This is a genomic window from Ruegeria sp. C8 (genome assembly GCF_056537565.1).
This window is the reverse complement of the sequence record NZ_JBQFRV010000003.1, coordinates 158,073-177,018: the sequence shown is the minus strand read 5'-3', so window position 1 is coordinate 177,018 and position 18,946 is coordinate 158,073. Positions and strand designations below refer to the sequence as shown.

Below are 18,946 nucleotides of genomic sequence, written 5' to 3'. Positions count from 1 at the left end.
AAGAACAGGCATGGCAAACACCATCTACCGGCGTCGGGTATCAGGCTCGCTACCTCCAAACATGAAAGGATGTCCTATCAACCTAGCAGACGTCCCTGTTCTGCAAACAACTCCGCCCGTCAGCTCCGCGCTGGCGGGCTTTTTTGTTTTTAGGGTGTTGTAAACGACTCCGTTCGGCCTCAGTTTGGATTGGGATTTTCAAAAAAGGATTGCTTCACATGGCTTTAACGATGGGTTTGGATACTAAGAAAGTAGAGTTACTGTTTCGCTCGGCGCTCTTAGAAGATGCCACAACAGTGAACGAGCGATTTGCAGCAATCATTGCTGACATAGACATTCATGACGACGACGAGGTTTGGATTTCAATAAGCGATGACCTTTGGCCCGACATAGAAAAGGCAAACAAAGTTGAGGAGCTTGCAAAGCTGCTTTGGGTGGAAATCCAGTGGGAAGGCACGATGGGAGAGTTCCCGTTCGCTTGGCCGAGTTTAGGAGAACACACCAACGACACCGCTACCTATTTCAAAATGGTGCTGGACGCTTACGGCGGGCAAAAGCCGGAATAGGGGCGAGTGGTATAGACTTGGAACAGGAGACTAAAGCGCAGTACGATCTGCGCATGGAACAGGCAAGGCTAGAGCACGAGATTCACCGAGGGGATCTCCGCTCAAGCAACCAGTCAGCGATTGAGTTCTCGTCTATTGCTGCAAAAGCACTCCTTTTGACTAACGGTGGTGCTGTTATTGCTGTGCTTGGATTCGTTGCAACGATTGCGGGTGGAGATGGTGCTTTGCGGATTGATATCCGTGCCGCCGCTGATGCACTGGTTTGGTTCGCGTGGGGGGTCGCAGCATCTGTCGTTGTTTCTCTTCTTTCATACTTGGTCATGTATTTAGAGGCCGAATATGAGGCGCGCTCAATATATGTTTGGGAATACCCATTCATACTGAAAGAAAAGGGTGCCAATGCGCTTTGGTGGATGCGAGTGTTAACTCAGTTGACAGCTTTCTGCACCGCTATAAGCGCACTTGTGTTCTTCTTCGCGGGCATTGATGCCGTTGTGAGTGTTGTTAACGGTTCAACCACTGAGAAAGGTGCGAACTGTTGGGGCCTTGCAGGCAATTGGTGGTTTTTTTGCAGGATACCGTAGTGAGGATAGTGAGGTTTAGGTGTTTAGATGGAAAAATTGTATGGCGGACGTACACGCTGCCAGGCACGACGTTGCGATCCTGAACTATTTTGACGACGTGGTTTCCGTTTCCATTACGAGTCTTGATAAACGGCTAGCAGACTTAGAGAAGAGTGAAGATGACTTCGCGCCATTTTGGGTTGAGGATATGCGCGATGTAAGAGATGAAGCTTTGAAGGCATTCGCGCTATCGATCCAATCGATTTGGGAGCGGCAGTTTCGAGCATACGTTGCTAAATTTACTGAAGAGTTAGCTTCATCGGAAATATCCCAAAAGAGCGTCCAAACGGCAAAATGGGAAAAACTCTGCGATCTCTTCAAAGATTATAGGGGTATCAGCATGGAGGAGTTTCCTAGCTACTACGCGTTGGATGACTTGCAGAAACTAGGAAACGTATGTCGGCATGGAAATGGACCAGCGGCAAAAAAACTGTTTCAAAGTAGGCCAGAAATTTGGCTTCCGCCTCCAGAAGATATGCCAGAATTTGGCCTCGTTTATTTGCCAGAAGACTGCCACAACGTCGATCGGATGGATCTAAGCCTTGATTACCTGAAAGGTTTTGTTTGGGCGATTGCGGAGTTTTGGAAAGACATAGGCTATATCTATCGAGAGAGTATTGAACGAAAACACCCAGTAACCGAGAAAGCCCTGGTGATGGAGCGTGAATCTCGAACCTGGATTCCAAAGGGCAATAGTTCACGATAAGGAGCGCTAGAATCTAGCATGGAAGGATTGATCGGACTGATCGTTTTTTTGGCGGCATTGGCGCTTCTCCGGGTGATCTACACAATAGTCTGAGATACGGCCGAATCCCGAGGCTATAGCCCCTGGCCGTGGTGGATAATCTCGCTTTGCTGGTCACCGTTCAGATCGATGATCGTTCTGTGGCTGTTTTTCGATGTAGTGAAGGATGATGCGTAGGGTAGAGGCAAAGAAAGACTGCCCAAGCCCGTTGAGAACGGGCCTCCAGACAGATGGTCGCGCCACCGGCTCCGCTGCAACAAGGGCCACCAAGCCGCCGTTCGCTGTGTTGATAAAAAAAGAACAAACAACGGCAGCTATTCGCAATGCAGTCAACTTGGCTCAGGTTTACGATCTTAGCTATGCCGCTTACAAAACATGGGTAACTAAAAGCTGATATATGAACCACCGTCTAACCACCTCGATCCGAATTGCCAAAGCTGCGAACGGCATCCTTGTCAAATCCCGAAAAATCCCGAATCCTCATGAAACTGAGCATTGGGATAGTGACAGCCTCGATCATATCGGTGTCGAACCCATGCTTTTAGCTTTGGCGATGGAATTAGCTTTAAAGGCGTGGTTCGTCTTCGACCACAACAATCCGAAAGTCCCTCGAGAGCATAACTTGGTCAAACTTTTCAATAAGCTAAAGCCAGAGACGCAACGTAGGCTAAACCAAGAATTCAAACTGTCTGTAGCGCCTTTGTATCCGGACTTTTCTTTCGCGGACTACGATCTTCGTAGCGTCCTAATTCAGCACCAAAACGCTTTCATAGATTGGCGTTACATCTATGAGGTTGAAAAAAGCCTATCATTCAGCAAGGGGACTTTTGATGCGGCGGTTGAAATGGTGCTGACAGAGTTCCGTAAGCTTTACGTTGAAGCACCAGTGCCGGTCCTTGGCAATCGAGGGACTAAGTAGCGCGGCCAAATAGTTTCAGTAGTGAGCCGTTAGGCTGGATAGTCGAGGCGAGTCGAGAGCCCACTTCGGGGTTGCTAGTTGCCAAATTCGCTAACAGCGTCCTAGACGGACCGCAACGGCGGCTAAGAACTCAATGATTTTGCCTGAACCTGCTGTGGAGAATGGCTACTTCAAGCGCAAAGCACCAAGTGCCACGACTACTGCAAATGACAGCGTGCCATCGGTGTAGCTCAATACACGCTTTGAAATATCTTCGACGTATTGACGCTGCCCTTGGTGAGATCTTGCGACCACAATTCGTAGCGAATGCCCTGCTTTGCAAGTTCAAAAAAAACCCGATGGGGGTTGATGCCTGTGGCCTCGCGATCAAAGGTCAGGATCCGGTCGTCGGTCAAATGAAGCTCGAAGCGTTCCCTGATTTCGGTGTACTCGCCGTCACTGTCTTTGCTTGTACGGAGAGTTTCCAACCGTAGTGCTTTTGCAATTTCCCCCAGAGCGACGTCTATCGGTAAACTCTCACAAGGTATGGCAGCATCCCATTTCAGCCTGCCAGCACTTATTGTGGCTTTCCAGCCTCCCGGTGTGTTGAAAATAAGCCACGTTCGTCGACCCTCGCTCAATGCAAGAAAACCACTTGCCAAAGCGCAAAGCGCAAAAAGCACTTTGAAAAACCCCCCGATATGATTGGCTGGGTGAATTGCGAATACATAGAGTACAGGCCAAATCAGCCCGACGCAGACCCACACAATGTGTATGCTGGCGACGCGTAGCTTCGTTGATTGGATGACATTCGGTTCTATCACAATCGTTCGATAGCACGTAACTGTACCAGAAATAAGGCAATACTTGCGTCAAAACATGGAGCGCTCGTTTTTATCCAGATGAATTTCGGTCATCCGCCGTTTTGTCCAAAACGACGGCCTCGTCCGCCAATAAGCCACCAGACGCCGTGCTGTGAATGTCTGGAATGCGACGTTTGCCACCTACTGAAAGTGCAAAAATCCGAACGGCAACCAATGCCGGTATGAGTTCAAAGCGGACATTTCCTGCGTAGCGGAATGAATTGAGGCGGGGCCGCTAGTCCCGCCGCTCCTTTTTCTTGGGCCAGCGGGATTTTGACACACCAAACTCCCCTAGCCGACAGGGGGAGGGCGACCCCATTTGACAAGGCCGTGTCCCAAGCTGTGCTTACGGACAGCACCACCCCTGTCGAATAGCATTGCTGCGCCCGATTCTCCCTTAACTCATACACTGTCGAGCCAGCCGAACCAGAATCGACCTTTCACCAGCCACGCAATGCCGAACCCCGCTAGCGCTCCTGCTTCACCAAGGAAGACTGGGTGTAATGACCAATCTGCGCCCAAGCCAATAATCCCGGCGCCTGCTAGAGCCAGGCTTGCGATCATCAGCACACTGCAAAAATCATAGATGCGATTGCGAGTTTTTTTCTGCCATCGGAGTTTGTCGCCCACAAAGTCCTCCGCTCGTTTTCGACGAAATGCGATTGCAGTGAAGTAAAGAAGAACCAACAACAACAATATAGCCGCGACGACGTGCAATAGAACCGCGCTTGCAAACAGCTTTTGTGGGTCTTCGATGCTCAATCGCTCTGCACCATCGGTAACGGACGCAAATAGCGTCGCATCCATTGCCAGCGCCCTCGGCGTCTCGAGCGCATATGTGATACTGCCGCGCAAGTCGACTTGGTGCCCGCTATCGGTACAGAAAACGTCTAGATCAGTCGGCACAATCGCGACAATGATCGCGAAAGCAGCAGCAGCTGTTGCAAGTATGCCGTCCCATCTATTTTCTCCGCGATAGCGAAACATAAACGCGGAAACAAATGCAAGAATGAATACAAATACGGGGCCAGAGCGTGGTTCGTAAAAATAGGCACTGATACTTTTGCGATAACAACCGGGCGGAAATAGGCTGTCTATCCATAGCACGGCGGGCGCTAGCCCAATAGCCATAATCCCGATCCAAAAGGCAAGCTTACGTTGCCGGGATCGCTGATCCTGATCTGACAGGGCGATGTAAGCGGCGTCAACGGACCTAATACTCGAAAGAAAGCTCAACGTAGCCTCCAAAAAAAGACTGTATGAAATGCCAATAGTTTAACGCTCTTGTTCGCCATCCGACAAGCTTCGCCTGTACAACAGAAACAAACCCCTTGCTAAAAGTAGTTTGTCAAAACGGTCGTTTTTGTCACTCGTCGAGCCGTGACCAAGATCGTTAAAAAATTATGCGCCACGAACCCTTGGCAAAAACGCCGTTGGTTTTGTCACTTTTTGGCCTTCCTTCTGATAGCAGATGCTCGCGCGCACTTTAGTGCCAGTAATTTTGGCACGCTGCCGCCCGCAGAAGGTTAGCAACAAGTAGCGTTAATTGACTTGGAGACATGTCGAAGGCGACTTTTCAAGCCGGTCAGTTCAAACATCTTGGCGAAACCATCGACGGTCTGTCGTTTAAAAAGGTATCCCGGCCTTCAAAATGCCCATAATGATTATTAAAACGGGGTTCCGGCTGATCGGATTTAGCCTGTCTTCGGACCTGTGGTCGACTATTGGGAGCCCTATTTGAAACACGAGCGAGCAACACCTGGTTCTGCCGTCGCAAATGCGCATGCGATGCAAGAAACGGATGCAGAGTATAGCGCTGCCATGTGGGCTGGATGCGCGCTGATGGCCATGTATGTTGACCGGTCTGAAGTGTTTCGTGAGCACGCCGAAAGATGGGCCGAGAAGCTTGGATCATTAAGCCTACAGTAGAAAGCAGACTTGACCGATCATGAGCTCCGTAGGCTCTGCTGGAAGACCAAAGCGATGGGCTGAAGCATGTCCCCCGACGCTGACAACAATTGGCTGAATGGCAATTTACCGTTCGTTAACCAACACTAGAGCATGGTTTCGTCGTAGGCACCTGAAGCGGAACCATTAATGAAAAGCCAAATGCTCGATCATCTCAAACAAGTCATTGCCGGAGATAAGAACAGGTTCGGCAAGCTGGTCAAATACGAAGGACAGGGCGGTTTATCTGAAGATGCGCTGCAAGGCCTTAAGGATCTGGAAGCCCGTACTCCACCGCCTGACGCAGTTTTGGAACCGGCCTACGCACCCGCCTATGTCAACCGTGACCGACTATCGCCAAAAAATGCCGCGGGCGGCGGTTTGGTCAAAGGGGATGACGGGGCCAAACGTCCACACTATTGGGGGCACCGAGAGAGACTGAGAACTCGCTTCCTCAAGGGCGGTCACGAGCCAATGCCTGAGTACGAGCTCCTGGAGCTACTGTTATTCAATGCGATCCAACGGATCGACGTGAAACCACTGGCAAAGCGCCTTCTGGCTGAGTTTGGTGATCTGAACGGTGTGGTTGCTGCGTCCAAGCATCGTATTCTCCAAGTCGAAGGAGCAAACGATTGGGTCTACTACCATCTGCGCGTGGTCGAAGCGTTCGGGCACAGGATGGCCCAGGCGCAGGTCTTGAAGCGGGATGTGATGTCATCATGGGAAGCTCTGGTTACATATTGCCGTACAGCCATGGCTCACCGAGAGGTAGAGCAATTCCGGGTGCTGTATTTGGACCGTAAGAACGTGTTGATTGCTGACGAAGAGCAGGCAAGGGGCACCGTTAACCATGTGCCGGTGTATCCGCGGGAAGTTGTGAAACGTGGCCTTGAACTCAATGCGAGTGCGCTCATCCTAGTACACAACCACCCCTCGGGTGACCCGACCCCCAGCCGGCCAGATATTTTGATGACTGAGCGGATTCAGAACGCGTGCGATACCGTGGGGATCTTGGTCCATGACCATGTCATCATTGGAAAAAAAGAAGAGTACTCATTCAGCTCGAACGGGTTGCTAACGAGACTGTAGCCGAATACGTGATTGGCTGACTTTTGGGGACAAGCCGACCGATGAAACGTTTTTTTTGCCTGATAGCCCTACTAGCAGCCTGCGATTCAGGCGGGATTGTATCTTCGGACATCTATGTTCGCGACGCGGATACGATTGTTATGAACGGGAGGAAGGGGATACCTGTACGCTTTCAGGGCGTTGATGCGCCCGAACTTGAAACGCAGGACGGCCAGGAAGGCAAGCAGTGGATGATAGACCACCTTCAGGGCAAGACCGTCCGTTGTGAATTGACAGGCGAAATGAACGGGGACCGCCACATCGGGACATGCTTCGTAAATGGCGAAAACCTAAGTGCCGCCGTTATCGCTGCAGGGCATGCCTTGGACTGCGAACGATACTCGGGTGGCAAGTATCGACACCTAGAAACCCCAGAAGCTCAATCACGGCTCAAGCGGGCCGGTTATTGCAAGTGAGATCTGGGTCGCTATGCAGCGTGCGGCGGTGAACTAAACTAGATACCACTTCCCCTCGACTTGCCCTGGACTCGGCTGGGGTGTTCTTTTTTGTTTTGTGCGCTGCAAGCGATTGCTAAGACTGTCAAATCAACGGCAATGCATTTCAAGAAACTAAGGATTTTTCGAGGTTGTCTATTCTGGACCACAACGACCACGTGAAGGCTGGTCGAGCTGTCATTATCGTCTCCGTGATGTATATTTTCCTCAACCAATGTGTGGTTGAGTTCTCGCAGATCAGACTTCTCGGTCTGGACGTGCGTATTTCGTCAAGCGAGATGCTGTCGCTAGTTCGGTGGCTGCTGTTTGCGTACACTGCTCTATTTGTCGTGAGGCTGTTTCAATCAGGGGTTTTCTTTCGTTTCGTCGCAATAGACAGCGAAATCCAAGACGGCTTGGACAATCAGCTTTCGCAACTGGAAAGCTATTGGACGTTAAAAAAGAGAACAGTCGAACGAGATTTGCGCAGTTACTTGGACGGTCTGTCAACAACTGACTCAAACGATAGAAAGAAGCTTGCATCTGCAAAGGCAAAATATGACAAAAAGACTGCGCGTCTTTCTCGAACCCATAATAGACAAATCTATCGGTCAAGGATTTATGCAGCAGCAAAAACGTATGTCGATTTTGGGTTCCCGATTTTTGTCGAAGTCATAGTACCTCTTGCCTTCTTGACCGTGGCGTTTTTCGCTCGTGTTGACTGGTTTGTGTGTTCCGCACAGGCCGCGCAAGATGCGACGAGCCTACTGGTTGATTTGCGAGCATGGGTGTGATTTGCGCGCTAGACGCTGGAGGTGAGAGATGAAGTCAGCGATCCGCGAATCCTATCAGCGCTACATGGCCAAGATTGAAGAAGAACTGGCCGGATGCGAGGATGACGAACGCCGAGCGGTCCTAGAACAAAATCTAAAAATCGAGCGGGCGCTTTTGGCAAGACTGGAGCAATAGTGATGAGCGTGGAAGGCGTAGTTGCGCTGCTCGGAATCCTTGCCGCAATAGCGCTCGTGTGGGTAATATTTTCAATAGTTGGAGATATGGCTAGAGACCGTGGCCATAGCCCTTGGCCGTGGTGGATAATCTCGCTTTGCTGGTCACCTTTCGGATCGATGATTGTTCTCTGGCTGTTCTTCGATGTTGTGGATCAAGGCGAAGAGGTTGAGGATCATGGTTAGTAACGGAGATGCACTCATGCGCCTTATGTTGCGTCACCAATGGTTTGGATCGTCAAGCGGGCCAACGCATCTCGAAGGACCTCTAAGCGGGAGGAATGATCCGGATTTCAGGGTCTGGCCCAACCATCCTTCTGGATACTGTAAAGGCAAGGGCGGTTGCGCATCGGCTTCTGTGATGTGAGCGAAGCCCACTTTTGAATAGAAGTTGATGTCACCATAAGTCAGGGCAACATCCACCCCACGATCCTTTAGTGCTTGCAGGGCATGTTTAATCAATCGTTGCCCAAGTCCTTTACCCTGTTGAGCGGTTGCCACCGCCACGGGCGCAAGAATGAACACCGTCCGACTATCATCGGCATAGATCATTCGTGTGAAAATGATACTGGCTAAGACCTCTCCGTTCTCTATTGCCGTGAACACGTGCAGGTCGTCAGATGCAAGCGAAGTCAGCATATCGGCCACTAACGCCTTAATCAGTGTTCCAGCCTCGGGTCCTTCCGATGCGGCAAAGGTTTCGAAAAACATCGCAATGATGGCGTCGGCTTTGTCTACGTAATCAGTCGTAAATTCCATCGTCTATTCCTACTGGGTCCGACTTCTCACCCTCGCCAAACCGAACAATTTGCATGTCGTTCGAATTGTAGGGTTCCAACAGTTCAAATGCATCATCCGCGTTGCCGTCCATCCATTGCCCATAGTCCTCCGGCTTGAGGATGACGGGCATTCTCTGCGGGTGTATGGGCTTTACCAGGTCATTAGCTGTTGTGGTGATGACGGTGTAGGTTTGAACCTCTTCGGGCCCGTCCTTGCCTTGGTATCGCGAGGTTTGCCACATACCAGCAAATGCGAATGGCGGGCGGCCTTCATCACCTGTCAGGGCGAACCAGTAATAAGTGGCCGGGTTTCTTCCTTTGGCCTCACAGAACGAACTCGCCGGAACAAGGCAACGCCTCTCTTCAAAGCTCTGCTTCCACAAACCGTTTGAGCGAACCTTGTCATCGCGCGCGTTATTCCAAGCCCCGGGTTGAATAATTGCACCGGTTTTCTTTGACTTCTTGGTGGTACGGAAGCCCCAACTCAGCGGGACCAGCTCACGCTGATCCTCGTCATCTTTCCTTACTACAGGGGCTAAGTGCTTCGGGTAGATGGCTGGCAATGGTTCTGCATTCCCAAGCCTGTCACGTTCAACGGCCACATCAAACAGTTGGCGCATTGCTGTGGCAGGGATGGTGTTGGAGTAGAGGTTGCACATGGCCCCAAAGGCTACGCACAAGACGAGAGTTGGACAAGTTTGGGCGTTTTGGCGTCTTCGATCGACCCGCAAGTGGATCGCAGCAAGATACGAATTTCCGCTAAAGCTGTCTTTTTTTGAAATCTTAAGGGTTTTGGTGATGTGAGGGGCTGGTCGAGGGGGTAAGGACCAGCCCCTTTTTCTCACCCGTGAGTGAGTGGAGGTGCGTGTAGTCTGATCTACTGTGACACCAAAGCTCTTTGGTTAAAATTGGGGAAACCCCGTAATGCCCAGTTTTGCGGCGAAACGATTTGTTTCCATGGCTGAAACGAAAGGTTTCGCAATGAATCGTGGACACAATTTCGCCGCAATGAGATCCTCAGACCCTGGGTGACACGCTTGTATTTTAGAACGTTCTGGTTTTTCCGACTGGATTTGAGGGGGTTAATTGGTTCGGTGTGTCACCCAACGAAACCCTCAAGGAACCAACGATAGCGATGAAGTGCTTTCCGTAACGTCAGCAAGCTTCCCACGTCTCTTTCATCAATCTGTCACAATTCAAACATTCAAATTCGATAGCGGGTAAGTGCGGCGCGTCTTGAATGGGGTTTGCGATTGTAAATGAGGGGGTACGAGTTCGGCGCGTCGCATCCTTCGAACATGACGTCGAACAGCCGGACTGCGGCTTTAGTGCCGTTAGGAGGAACCCCGACAGGTTTGAATGAAATTTGGCTTGGCGGCGTTTAGAATGTTCTCTAAATGTTCCTTATGGCGTGGCCCAACAGAATCCCCTTCGACCTCCATAAGGAACTCGAATCCCGACGCATAGACGAGTGGGATGCTGCCCTGAGGGCATGGGCCAAGACTCACGGCCTGAAGCTCAAGATCGTGTGGTGGCGCCAATTGGAGATATCGATGGCGGATCTGCACTCGCGCCGGTACACGTCAAAGCCCCAAGACCATTGGATGGCGATCAAAGAGTGGCTGGAACGGCACGACGTACCGGCGCCGAATAGACTACCGGAATGGCCAGAGGTGGCTTCAGCCCAGTACAAAACATCCAGTAGATTGGGCGCGGAATCGTAGGGTTTTCGTTACGTGTAACAAAAACTCGGGAAATCGGGGTCTCGAAAAATCAACGTAAGGTATTGATTTAATTGGTCGGAGTGAGAGGATTCGAACCTCCGACCCCTGCCTCCCGAAGACAGCCCCGGCCCCTATGTTCACGCTATAACCCCTATATTCCCCTCGTTTGATCACGGTTCAGGGTCCTTCGGATAGGGGGTTTTCGTTACGCGTAACAAAAACTATCTGCCCTTTCTTTCCACAGCTCTAACGGCGGACGCTTGGTGCAACGGGCTATGGTGTCCATAGACCTTCTCAATCGTCTCTGCTGAGGTCGAAAAGAACCCGGCAGCATCCCATGTGCTTGCGCCGTTCATTAGCGCCCATGTAATTGCCGTATGCTTCAAGGTATGGGGCGTGACGTCTTCAAGATCGGCCGCTTTGACTGCATTGCGGAACGAACGCTTAATACTGCCCACGCGCGCGCCTTCGTACTCTACGGCCCATTGCTGGCCATTGGCTTTCCAGCGTCTCAGGTGGGCGGCAAGCTGGCGGGGGATCTTGGCAGGCTTACGGCGTTTCTTGGTCGCTCGCTCTCCGTCGCCCTTTCGGTACATGAGGCCGTGTTCCAGGTCGAACCATCCGCCGAGGGTATTTCTTTCGAAGCCCATGCGCAGGATCGCGTCGCGGCGTGTGCCGGTATATAGGGCAATCAGGATGAAGCGGGCTAGGTGCTGGGTCCTGTCACCCGTCCAAGCGGCCCTGAGCAGCCTTGCGGCCTCCTCGCGGGTCAACCAGCGGTCCTTCGGCTCTGGCTTTGTCGGCAGGGTCACAACCGGCGCTGAGGTTATGTATCCCTCTTTGTGCGCGTAGTTGACTGCGGCCTGAAGCGCTCCGAGTTCCCGTCGCACTGTTCCGTTCGCGCGGTCTCTCCACTTCACATATCGGCGGCATGTTTCACCCCTGATGTGACTCAGCTTTAGCGACCCCCAAAAGGGCAGGAGGGCTTCAATCGCGTATCCTATCCGCTCGGGGTTGGCGACAGTCGGCGCGTGTTCGGATGCGTAGATCCCGAGAACTTCACCACAGGTTACGTTTTCCGGCTCATTTGCAGCACCTGACCGTCCTTTGGTTGCGATGTACGCTGCGAGGGCTTTTTCAGCATCTGCGCGGCTTGTGCAGCCCGTCGAACGGGGTCGCTGTCCGGTGTCGAGGATGTACCACTGCGGGCGGTGTTCGTACTTGTGGAGTCTGGCTCCTTTGCTGGGCCTTGGCATTTTTTGATGAGCCTCCGGTAATCGTTCCTATCGATCCCGTATCCGCGACCGATCTTTATTAAGAAGCCGTGTTCAGCGGCTGCGTTTCGGATTGCTTGCTTGGAAAAACAGCGTAGCTCTTTGGTCGCTTCGTCCAACGATGCAATGTTTGGTATCGTCATTCTGTTCCCTCTGTTGTCCCCGGTGTAGATGCGCGGCCCTTTTCGCTCCGGGGGCTGTAGGTGGGCCGGGGGTGTTCAAAAGAGGCGGGCGACACTCTGGGATGGGTCTGGGACAGCCGCCCGCCAGTTGTGCGAAGGATCAGGTTTTGAGGCAGGCCTTCGCAGGGGAGTACTCATGTGGGCCAGTTGGTGAAGATCAGCACACCAATCATGGCGCATAAGAAGGCCAGGAGTAGGCGGGACAGGACTAGCAGTATGCGTTGATACAGCGATCGCTCATCCCACCCCGTGATCTCGTCGTTGATCCCGTCAAATGGCGTACTGAAGTCTTGAGAGCGCCCCTCGAAGGGAGGAAGAGGGACGCTCTCTTGACCCGACCGAAAGTGGGTTCCGTGAGTTTGAGTGGCCTTTTGCCGGTCGGGCTGCGCGAATTTCGGAGCGAGAGTCATTGCTGCCTACGCTTGTGTTCAGCCTTCCCCAGGAGGATCAGCAGGCAGATCGTGCTGCAGCAGCCGCTCAAGAAGGCGAGGATGATGGGGATCCACATGGCGATCACTCCGCCGCCATAGGGTAGGGGCTGCGGTAGATCGCAACTTCTGCATCGGTGAAGGTCATGTGGCGATAGCGAATGCCACTGGCTTCTGAATAGGACATGGCACAGACGAACACGTCACGCTCATTCTCAGAATTCGCCCAGTCAAGCACCTCGTCAGCGTCATTTGTCAGGGCTGTCGTCGACCAGAAAGGCGCCTGGTCCATCATGCCTGGGATCGGAATGATGCGCTCAAAAACCAAGTACCAAGGTCTCTCTGAAACCGGGCACCGGCTGGTGATGTCGTCTACTTTAATGCGCTCGTGTTTCATGTCGTTCTTCTCAGTCCCTAAGGAGAAAATAGTACATAAAATGTGTACCGACAAGAAAAAAAGTACAAAAAAAATGTACAAACTTGCACCTGGCGTCCTACCAAACCAAAAAGCCCCGCCAGAGCGGGGCTAATTGCGTCATTCATGCGTACTGCTAAGCCATGGCTTTGAGGGACTGAATAACGTTGTTCAGCAATGCCCCATCGAGGTTACCCCGAATATTTCCTATCATCCGAAAGTCGGCTTCTTCGCTGATCGCGAATTCTAACTGAGCCGCCGCGCCTTCAAGCGTCCTTGCTGGAGTTGAACTGATAAGCTCTTCCAGCCTGGTCCGGCGCCGATCGAAAACTTCCGCATCCAGGTCGGAGCCATTGAATGCCTTGACCAGTTGCCGGTGTTCCTCGACCCACTCTGCGTGCGGATCTGTGACTTCACCAACCGCTACGCTGGCGGCGACAGCGGTTGCAAGGGCACGGAGGCTTGCTTTCAGGAGTTGGCGGCGCTTCACGCCGCACCACCTTCCCGAAGAACGTCGACTACACTGGATGGCCACTTGAGTTGCCGGATTGGCACGCCATCGCCGTGACGCTTACCAGTGTCCTGCATGACCGCTCCGATCTCGCGGCCTTTATCGGTCGGTTCGTAGACCAGATTACCCTTGGCGTTGCGGAACGAAATCTGAAATCCTTCATTCTTCAATATCATGTTCACACGCTGAGCGGAGATGCCCTCCATCTGCTTCCCAATGTCGGTCGGCGTCATCAACGCCTCGTTCGTCGGTGCGTCGACATGGGTGATACCCATGGCATCCAGAGGGCTAAAGCCAGTGACCTTGGCGACAGCCTGGCTGGCTGACAGGATCAACTGATTGCCGGACAGGCCAATTTCCTTACCAATAGCAAGGTACTGACGCATCTGAAGCCGGGATTCTCGTTGTTGCTGAATGCGATGCTGCGGCACCGACTTATGTGTCGGCGCTTTCGCCTCATATTTCCCGGTCTTGCGGATTGAAGGCAGGATTACGTCCATAACCAGATTTTCGAACTCCTGTGCCTCTGGCCGGTTGGATCGAATAATGAGGCGGTAGACGTCGCCCTCAGGAATGATCGTGGTTTGTGGGTCCAGATTTGAGGGGTGAACGATTTGTGCACCCCCTATGCGGTTTGTTCGCCGACAGTGATCGCGCACGGCCTTCTGCGGGTTGCTGTAACCGAGTGCTATCGCGACGTCCTTGCCGACGAACCAAGGTTCGCCCTCGATCTCGATCACGCGAACCGTATTGTTTTTAAAGTTGAATGGTACTACATTCATCTCAAGTTTCCTCTTCAGGGTGACTTACATTCCAAAGCCATCGGAGCCGCTAACTCCGGTGGCTTTACTTTTGTGTGATTTGTCCATTCGCTTCCTCCCACCCAGACGCCTTTTTCAGGCAGTAAAGCACCTGCTTACTAAGTGGACGATCATTCTGCGCGGCCTGTACCTTGAGCAGTGTCTTCAAGCTGGCCGGAATTTGGACTGTCATTCTGCTATCATTTGGCTCCATATCTCACCTTTCACGATTATCGTGACACGTGAGATAACATGTCACGAAGTTCGTGACAAGCTGCCTGCTTGACTTTTTTCACGAACATCGTGACATAGGCCCATGGCTGGTCATGATGGATATACTCGATACACTATTCGGATCCCAACTCCGCTCTACGAGCGGCTGAAGGAAGCTGCTGGCGAAAAGTCCGTAAATGCTGAAATTGTTGAGCGCTTGGAGAACAGCATTGAAGTATCACTAAGCTTGGAAGCTGCCCTCGACGAGCTTCAGGACGCCAATGACAGGAACCAACGTTCAATTAAAACGTTTGAAGATGCATCGAAGCAGTACGATGAAGCTATAGGCATATACCAAAGAGCGAACGAGGCTATGGTCAATCTTAACAACCTTACCAGACAGGTCGAAGATGCCGCTAGAGAGATGGGAGTGCCGGAAGAGCTTATACGATCCTTGAGAGACATAACTAAACCCCAGTCCTCCAAGAGCCAGACCTAGACGAATAGCCTCCCCTCGGAACGACGGTCCGAGGATGGGCTAGAGTAAGAAAATCGAAGCGGCGAGGAACTCCGCCGCTTCATTCAAGTCTCGAAAAAGTGTGAGCGCCAAGGAACGATCATCTTTGACAGTCACGTTTGATGGTCAGGGTCTCATATAGCCCTCTGGCAGTGGTCGATCCCACATCTTAGATACAAACTCTTTACCTGTCGCGGGGTCGCAACTCATTTCCAGGATAGATTCCAAAGAACCCATTTTCTTCGGATAACCCACACATGGGTCCATATCTGCCTGTCTTGGTACATTCACAGGCACTGGTGGGATCGTAGGGGTTCTTTCTTTCAGGCCGAGCCCGAAGTTGCATGTCGACCCATTGTCTTTTTTCGGGTTGTTTGACATGGGGCCGTTGCATTTGAAGCTCGGAACAGGCTCACGTAGGCGGTCCCATTGATACGGGGATACCAATACGTGAGTTATCGAGTTTGGCTCCAGGTCAAGCTCAGCGTAGTCGAATACAACTCGAGTTCCACCGAAGAAAGTAGCATCTACTGCTCCAGCAAGCTGAGTTTTATTCAGAAGTTTATCATTTGAATACAGATAGATATCTGCAACGAAGTTATCACCGTCAACTTTTCGGCCATTGCTAAACTCAGCCTTTAGGTCGACGTTTCCAGCGGGGTGCTGGACTACTGTGACTGTGATCACTTGGTGATCTCCGATTGTGTCTGCGCGCCACCAAACGCGCGACGACGCCTCTGCTAGTTGTGGCAAAGTGAGAGCGCCAATGACAGCGACGGTCGAAAAAAAGTTCTTCAACATCTTCATTCTCCCTTTTGAGTGCCGATAGCGGCGGTTGTCTTATTGACGTTGTAAGGGGCGAGGGAGGGTTCAATGAATCGTGGCGAAAATATGGCAAAGGCTTAATGTTCTGTTCTAAATTAGCAACACTTGCGTACTGCCGGCATTGCTTCACCTGACTGGCGAGCACTAGAAAACACTAAATCTACATCTAGGAAACAAAGCCCAAAATCGTAGAGAATCACAACATCTGGTGTCCCAGGTGGCGCTATTGTCGTGCCTGAACCCGAGTGTCACAACATCTCGCGACTAGATGTTCTTTAAATGTTCTTGTATGGGTTAGTTGCAATGTGAGAGTTGACCGACTCGGATTCTTCCTTGAGCGCCTTTCACGATCCCCTTCCCGTTTTGACGGGTTTTGCTGCCAATAATTAGAACAATAAGGGGATTATATGACTCGTTTTGAGAGACTGGTTGGTGCTGTCATCTTCAAAATCGGATCTTTGCTTGTGAGGTTTGGGGTGAACCTCAATTGGGTGTTTGATCCGCTTTACTGTCTAAAGCAGACAGTTCGGCGAACAAGCGATCCTGGACGTCCAGCGGAAGCTGAACAAACTCACCAACAATCAGAAAATTGAAATCAATCCGGTGCTCGCGGTGCAGAAACAGCATCATGTCCCGGCTTGGAAAGGATCTCGCGTTTTCAGCGTTGTTGACGGCTGCTTTCCCTTTACCAACAGCCTCGCCAAATTTTTGCTGGCTGAGACCGATAGATTCCCGCGCAGCACACAAGCGCAGTCCAGCTGCTTGCACAGATGAGTCTCGTGTACGGGCAAGCCGTTCTTTTTCTTCAAAAGTCATAACTCATTCTTGTCTAAAGTACATAAAATGTGAACGTATTCGATTTATGCATCTTGAGAGTACATAAATAATGTACTATGTTCGTCGTCATGATGACGGTTGAAAAAATCTGTGATGAGGTTGGGCGCAAGAAGCTTGCGAACGCCCTCAACGTTACCAAGTCGGCGATAACCAACGCCATATCCGCCGGGAAGTTTTCTCCCCGGTGGTATCGTGTTGTGTCCGCATTGTGTGCCGACAAAGGCATATCGTGTCCTGACGCACTGTTTGGGTTCATTCAGCCTGAGAGAAAAGAAACGGAGGCAGGGCAGTGACCTCCGCTCAAATGCTTTCGTTCTCAAGTCAATCAACAACATGCCAAGCAATTTGGGCTGAGCCCGAACAGATTGCACGGCAAATCAAAAAGGTTCTTTTGCCGTGAGGAACGTTCGACCCGGTTCAATTCAGGAAACCACACGAAAAGCTATCAGCGCTCATGGCGGTCTTGAGGCGGCTAGCGTTGATCTCAGCCTTTCGCCGTCAAATCTATCGCGTGCGTCCAGCTGCGAAGACGATCGCCCTGGTGGCCTTGGCATCAAATACCTGGATGCGCTTGGACGGATCACACCGGCTTCGGCCGAGCCTGTCGCTATTCACTTCGCACGTCTCGCGGGTGGCGTCTACCAGCCGCTTCCGAACGACGGTGTTCTGTTGTCGGACGTAAATACGCTCATGCGTGAGTTCTCGGACGTACTTGATCACCACGCCAAAGCGCACTCCGATCGGTCTGAAAACCCGGCGGACTACACGCCGAAGGAAGCGCAGGAGACGATCAAAGAAGTCGACGAGATGGTACAGGCGGCGCTCAAGTACCGCGCGGCACTGGTCGTCAAAGCGGAGGGCTGCGCATGACCGACCAAACTCCAATCAAGGTCGTCTTTGTACCTCGTGAACGTGACGAAGAAGTCCTGCACTGGCTGCAGCTGCACGACGAGGGCCACAGCTTCGGCAAAATCGCAAAGATGCACGGTGTTGGCTCTGGCTCCGTATCCCGGCTCCTGAACAAGATCCGGGCTGAAGATGCGGCTGCGCATGGGGAGGCGTTGGTATGACCACTTTCACCATCCCCGGCAAACCGTTCGCCAAGCAACGCCCGCGGTTTTCTCGCAAGTCAGGTCGCAGCCATACGCCCAGCCAGACTGTCAGCTTCGAGCGTCAAGTTGGGCAGATTGCTTTGCCGCATTTTCCGCAGCCCATCGAAGGGCCAGTGCGGGTCATTGTGGCGGCCACATTCGAACCCGCCAAGTCCTGGTCAAAGAAGAAAACAGCCGAGCATCTAAACCGGCCGCACACGCAAAAACCGGACGCTGACAACGTCGTCAAAGCCATTTTGGACGGCCTGAACCGCATTGCCTTTGCCGATGACAGCCAGGTCGCGGAACAAACGGTTGTTAAGTTTTGGGGCCCACACGCCCGCACTGTCGTGACGGTGGAGGCGATGGGATGAACGGATTCAAAAAGCACAACATCAATCACTTGTCGGCGTCCAGCTTGAATCTTTGGGTCAACGCGCCTGATGTGTGGGTCGCCAAGTATTTGCATGGCCACAAGCAAGCATTTGGACCGGCACCGCGCCGCGGCCAATGTGTTGAAACCGCTGTTCACATGGCCCTGACGGGCACACCTCTGCCAGATGCAATCCAAATCGCTGAAAATAAGTTCGATCAGACGTTCATCCTCGGTGATGAAGCGACTTCTAGAGAGCGCTCGTTGATCGCACCAATGGCTGAATTGGCGTTCGCTGAATTGGCTCAGTATGGCGCGCCCGAGAGTGGCGGAGATGCCCAGCACAAGATCAGTATCACCGCCAAGGGCGATGGCTGGGAAATTCCAGTCATAGGCTTTCTGGACTTCACTTTTCCCATGCATGGCTTGGTGATCGATCTAAAAACAACAACGCGAATCCCGTCGAAGATGTCATCAGACCATCAGCTGCAGCGCGCCATTTACGCCAAGGCCGTTGGCAACTCGGCGGTGAAGTTTCTCTACGCCAGCGCAAAGAAGACTGCGCTTCTAGAAGATGGTGATCCGGATACTGTTCTGCGTTCAGCAAAGGCGCAGATCACTCGGCTTGAGCGCTTTTTAGCCCTGCATAGCGCCGATGATGCGCTGGCATGCGTTCCACACAATCCAAGTTCTTTCTACTGGCGCGGCGATGAGGTCGCGCGTTCCGAAATGTTCGGCACCTAGGTCGCCACATCCGCGCGGCACG

The 18,946-nt window shown here is 52.1% G+C and carries 23 protein-coding genes; 13 read left to right on the top strand and 10 right to left on the bottom strand.

Annotation, left to right across the window (positions count from 1 at the left end; translation table 11 throughout):
* Positions 1-218: 218 nt before the first annotated feature.
* The 4 genes from ACR0KL_RS06215 (at position 219) to ACR0KL_RS06200 (ending at position 2,853) form a co-directional block, all read left to right on the top strand.
* On the top strand, positions 219-566 hold the full coding sequence (locus tag ACR0KL_RS06215; RefSeq protein WP_480776747.1) for a hypothetical protein: 348 nt from the start codon (positions 219-221) through the stop codon (positions 564-566).
* Positions 567-583: 17 nt separating this feature from the next.
* Entirely contained in the window at positions 584-1,150 is a 567-nt protein-coding gene (locus tag ACR0KL_RS06210; protein ID WP_480776746.1) for a hypothetical protein, read from the top strand.
* 40 nt (positions 1,151-1,190) lie between these two features.
* Positions 1,191-1,895 (top strand): hypothetical protein, encoded by a 705-nt coding sequence (locus ACR0KL_RS06205; RefSeq protein ID WP_480776745.1) that lies wholly within the window; start codon positions 1,191-1,193, stop codon positions 1,893-1,895.
* A 436-nt stretch (positions 1,896-2,331) separates the two neighbouring features.
* Positions 2,332-2,853, top strand: a complete 522-nt coding sequence (locus ACR0KL_RS06200) for a hypothetical protein (protein WP_480776744.1) — start codon at positions 2,332-2,334, stop codon at positions 2,851-2,853.
* A 230-nt stretch (positions 2,854-3,083) separates the two neighbouring features.
* Here ACR0KL_RS06200 and ACR0KL_RS06195 read toward each other — a convergent pair whose 3' ends face one another.
* On the bottom strand, positions 3,084-3,515 hold the full coding sequence (locus tag ACR0KL_RS06195; RefSeq protein ID WP_480776743.1) for a hypothetical protein: 432 nt from the start codon (positions 3,513-3,515) through the stop codon (positions 3,084-3,086).
* 582 nt (positions 3,516-4,097) lie between these two features.
* The gene (locus tag ACR0KL_RS06190; RefSeq protein WP_480776742.1) at positions 4,098-4,931 is read right to left on the bottom strand and encodes a hypothetical protein; all 834 of its coding nucleotides are present in this window, start codon (positions 4,929-4,931) and stop codon (positions 4,098-4,100) included.
* 873 nt (positions 4,932-5,804) lie between these two features.
* Here ACR0KL_RS06190 and radC point away from each other — a divergent pair.
* From radC to ACR0KL_RS06170, 4 genes are all read left to right on the top strand, one after another.
* The gene (gene radC, locus ACR0KL_RS06185; RefSeq protein ID WP_480776741.1) at positions 5,805-6,731 is read left to right on the top strand and encodes a RadC family protein; all 927 of its coding nucleotides are present in this window, start codon (positions 5,805-5,807) and stop codon (positions 6,729-6,731) included.
* 41 nt (positions 6,732-6,772) lie between these two features.
* Positions 6,773-7,186 carry a thermonuclease family protein gene (locus ACR0KL_RS06180; RefSeq protein ID WP_480776740.1) on the top strand — a complete coding sequence of 138 codons (414 nt, stop codon included), beginning with the start codon at positions 6,773-6,775 and terminating at the stop codon, positions 7,184-7,186.
* A gap of 170 nt (positions 7,187-7,356) precedes the next feature.
* On the top strand, positions 7,357-7,998 hold the full coding sequence (locus ACR0KL_RS06175; RefSeq protein WP_480776739.1) for a hypothetical protein: 642 nt from the start codon (positions 7,357-7,359) through the stop codon (positions 7,996-7,998).
* Between the two features lie 28 nt (positions 7,999-8,026).
* Positions 8,027-8,173, top strand: a complete 147-nt coding sequence (locus ACR0KL_RS06170) for a hypothetical protein (protein ID WP_480776738.1) — start codon at positions 8,027-8,029, stop codon at positions 8,171-8,173.
* A 257-nt stretch (positions 8,174-8,430) separates the two neighbouring features.
* On the opposite strand, the gene ACR0KL_RS06165 is transcribed toward ACR0KL_RS06170, so the two are convergent.
* The 6 genes from ACR0KL_RS06165 to ACR0KL_RS06140 form a co-directional block, all read right to left on the bottom strand.
* Complete coding sequence (locus ACR0KL_RS06165) at positions 8,431-8,970, bottom strand: GNAT family N-acetyltransferase (protein WP_480776737.1); 540 nt, start codon at positions 8,968-8,970, stop codon at positions 8,431-8,433.
* Positions 8,954-9,649 (bottom strand): SOS response-associated peptidase, encoded by a 696-nt coding sequence (locus ACR0KL_RS06160; RefSeq protein WP_480776736.1) that lies wholly within the window; start codon positions 9,647-9,649, stop codon positions 8,954-8,956. The genes ACR0KL_RS06165 and ACR0KL_RS06160 overlap by 17 nt, the downstream gene beginning before the upstream one ends.
* A 1,286-nt stretch (positions 9,650-10,935) precedes the next feature.
* Positions 10,936-11,970 (bottom strand): tyrosine-type recombinase/integrase, encoded by a 1,035-nt coding sequence (locus ACR0KL_RS06155; RefSeq protein WP_480776793.1) that lies wholly within the window; start codon positions 11,968-11,970, stop codon positions 10,936-10,938.
* A 713-nt stretch (positions 11,971-12,683) separates the two neighbouring features.
* Positions 12,684-12,995, bottom strand: coding sequence for a hypothetical protein (locus ACR0KL_RS06150; RefSeq protein WP_480776792.1), 312 nt, complete (start codon positions 12,993-12,995; stop codon positions 12,684-12,686).
* Positions 12,996-13,149: 154 nt separating this feature from the next.
* Positions 13,150-13,503, bottom strand: coding sequence for a hypothetical protein (locus ACR0KL_RS06145; RefSeq protein ID WP_480776791.1), 354 nt, complete (start codon positions 13,501-13,503; stop codon positions 13,150-13,152).
* Positions 13,500-14,306, bottom strand: a complete 807-nt coding sequence (locus tag ACR0KL_RS06140; protein WP_480776790.1) for a BRO-N domain-containing protein — start codon at positions 14,304-14,306, stop codon at positions 13,500-13,502. Before ACR0KL_RS06140 ends, ACR0KL_RS06145 begins: the two co-directional genes overlap by 4 nt.
* Positions 14,307-14,640: 334 nt before the next feature.
* On the opposite strand from ACR0KL_RS06140, the gene ACR0KL_RS06135 reads away from it, so the two are divergent.
* Entirely contained in the window at positions 14,641-15,036 is a 396-nt protein-coding gene (locus ACR0KL_RS06135; RefSeq protein ID WP_480776789.1) for a hypothetical protein, read from the top strand.
* A gap of 144 nt (positions 15,037-15,180) precedes the next feature.
* Here ACR0KL_RS06135 and ACR0KL_RS06130 read toward each other — a convergent pair whose 3' ends face one another.
* Positions 15,181-15,855, bottom strand: a complete 675-nt coding sequence (locus ACR0KL_RS06130) for a hypothetical protein (protein WP_480776788.1) — start codon at positions 15,853-15,855, stop codon at positions 15,181-15,183.
* A gap of 507 nt (positions 15,856-16,362) precedes the next feature.
* A complete protein-coding gene (locus tag ACR0KL_RS06125; protein WP_480776787.1) occupies positions 16,363-16,695 on the bottom strand; it encodes a helix-turn-helix domain-containing protein in 333 nt (110 codons plus the stop codon).
* A gap of 417 nt (positions 16,696-17,112) precedes the next feature.
* On the opposite strand from ACR0KL_RS06125, the gene ACR0KL_RS06120 reads away from it, so the two are divergent.
* From ACR0KL_RS06120 to ACR0KL_RS06105, 4 genes are read left to right on the top strand one after another with little or no spacing between them, the layout of a single operon-like run.
* Positions 17,113-17,586, top strand: coding sequence for a hypothetical protein (locus ACR0KL_RS06120; RefSeq protein ID WP_480776786.1), 474 nt, complete (start codon positions 17,113-17,115; stop codon positions 17,584-17,586).
* On the top strand, positions 17,583-17,786 hold the full coding sequence (locus tag ACR0KL_RS06115; protein ID WP_480776785.1) for a helix-turn-helix domain-containing protein: 204 nt from the start codon (positions 17,583-17,585) through the stop codon (positions 17,784-17,786). Before ACR0KL_RS06120 ends, ACR0KL_RS06115 begins: the two co-directional genes overlap by 4 nt.
* Positions 17,783-18,181, top strand: coding sequence for a RusA family crossover junction endodeoxyribonuclease (locus ACR0KL_RS06110; RefSeq protein WP_480776784.1), 399 nt, complete (start codon positions 17,783-17,785; stop codon positions 18,179-18,181). Before ACR0KL_RS06115 ends, ACR0KL_RS06110 begins: the two co-directional genes overlap by 4 nt.
* Positions 18,178-18,924 carry a hypothetical protein gene (locus ACR0KL_RS06105; protein ID WP_480776783.1) on the top strand — a complete coding sequence of 249 codons (747 nt, stop codon included), beginning with the start codon at positions 18,178-18,180 and terminating at the stop codon, positions 18,922-18,924. Before ACR0KL_RS06110 ends, ACR0KL_RS06105 begins: the two co-directional genes overlap by 4 nt.
* Positions 18,925-18,946: the final 22 nt, after the last annotated feature.

Bases quoted from the DNA above. Each gene is read 5' to 3' on its own strand.
- ACR0KL_RS06215 (WP_480776747.1), top strand. From the start codon at position 219: ATGGCTTTAACGATGGGTTTGGATACTAAGAAAGTAGAGTTACTGTTT.
- ACR0KL_RS06205 (WP_480776745.1), top strand. From the start codon at position 1,191: ATGGCGGACGTACACGCTGCCAGGCACGACGTTGCGATCCTGAACTAT.
- ACR0KL_RS06200 (WP_480776744.1), top strand. From the start codon at position 2,332: ATGAACCACCGTCTAACCACCTCGATCCGAATTGCCAAAGCTGCGAAC.
- radC (WP_480776741.1), top strand. From the start codon at position 5,805: ATGCTCGATCATCTCAAACAAGTCATTGCCGGAGATAAGAACAGGTTC.
- ACR0KL_RS06180 (WP_480776740.1), top strand. From the start codon at position 6,773: ATGAAACGTTTTTTTTGCCTGATAGCCCTACTAGCAGCCTGCGATTCA.
- ACR0KL_RS06170 (WP_480776738.1), top strand. From the start codon at position 8,027: ATGAAGTCAGCGATCCGCGAATCCTATCAGCGCTACATGGCCAAGATT.
- ACR0KL_RS06165 (WP_480776737.1), bottom strand. From the start codon at position 8,970: ATGGAATTTACGACTGATTACGTAGACAAAGCCGACGCCATCATTGCG.
- ACR0KL_RS06160 (WP_480776736.1), bottom strand. From the start codon at position 9,649: ATGTGCAACCTCTACTCCAACACCATCCCTGCCACAGCAATGCGCCAA.
- ACR0KL_RS06155 (WP_480776793.1), bottom strand. From the start codon at position 11,970: ATGCCAAGGCCCAGCAAAGGAGCCAGACTCCACAAGTACGAACACCGC.
- ACR0KL_RS06150 (WP_480776792.1), bottom strand. From the start codon at position 12,995: ATGAAACACGAGCGCATTAAAGTAGACGACATCACCAGCCGGTGCCCG.
- ACR0KL_RS06140 (WP_480776790.1), bottom strand. From the start codon at position 14,306: ATGAATGTAGTACCATTCAACTTTAAAAACAATACGGTTCGCGTGATC.
- ACR0KL_RS06135 (WP_480776789.1), top strand. From the start codon at position 14,641: ATGGCTGGTCATGATGGATATACTCGATACACTATTCGGATCCCAACT.
- ACR0KL_RS06130 (WP_480776788.1), bottom strand. From the start codon at position 15,855: ATGTTGAAGAACTTTTTTTCGACCGTCGCTGTCATTGGCGCTCTCACT.
- ACR0KL_RS06125 (WP_480776787.1), bottom strand. From the start codon at position 16,695: ATGACTTTTGAAGAAAAAGAACGGCTTGCCCGTACACGAGACTCATCT.
- ACR0KL_RS06115 (WP_480776785.1), top strand. From the start codon at position 17,583: ATGACCGACCAAACTCCAATCAAGGTCGTCTTTGTACCTCGTGAACGT.
- ACR0KL_RS06110 (WP_480776784.1), top strand. From the start codon at position 17,783: ATGACCACTTTCACCATCCCCGGCAAACCGTTCGCCAAGCAACGCCCG.
- ACR0KL_RS06105 (WP_480776783.1), top strand. From the start codon at position 18,178: ATGAACGGATTCAAAAAGCACAACATCAATCACTTGTCGGCGTCCAGC.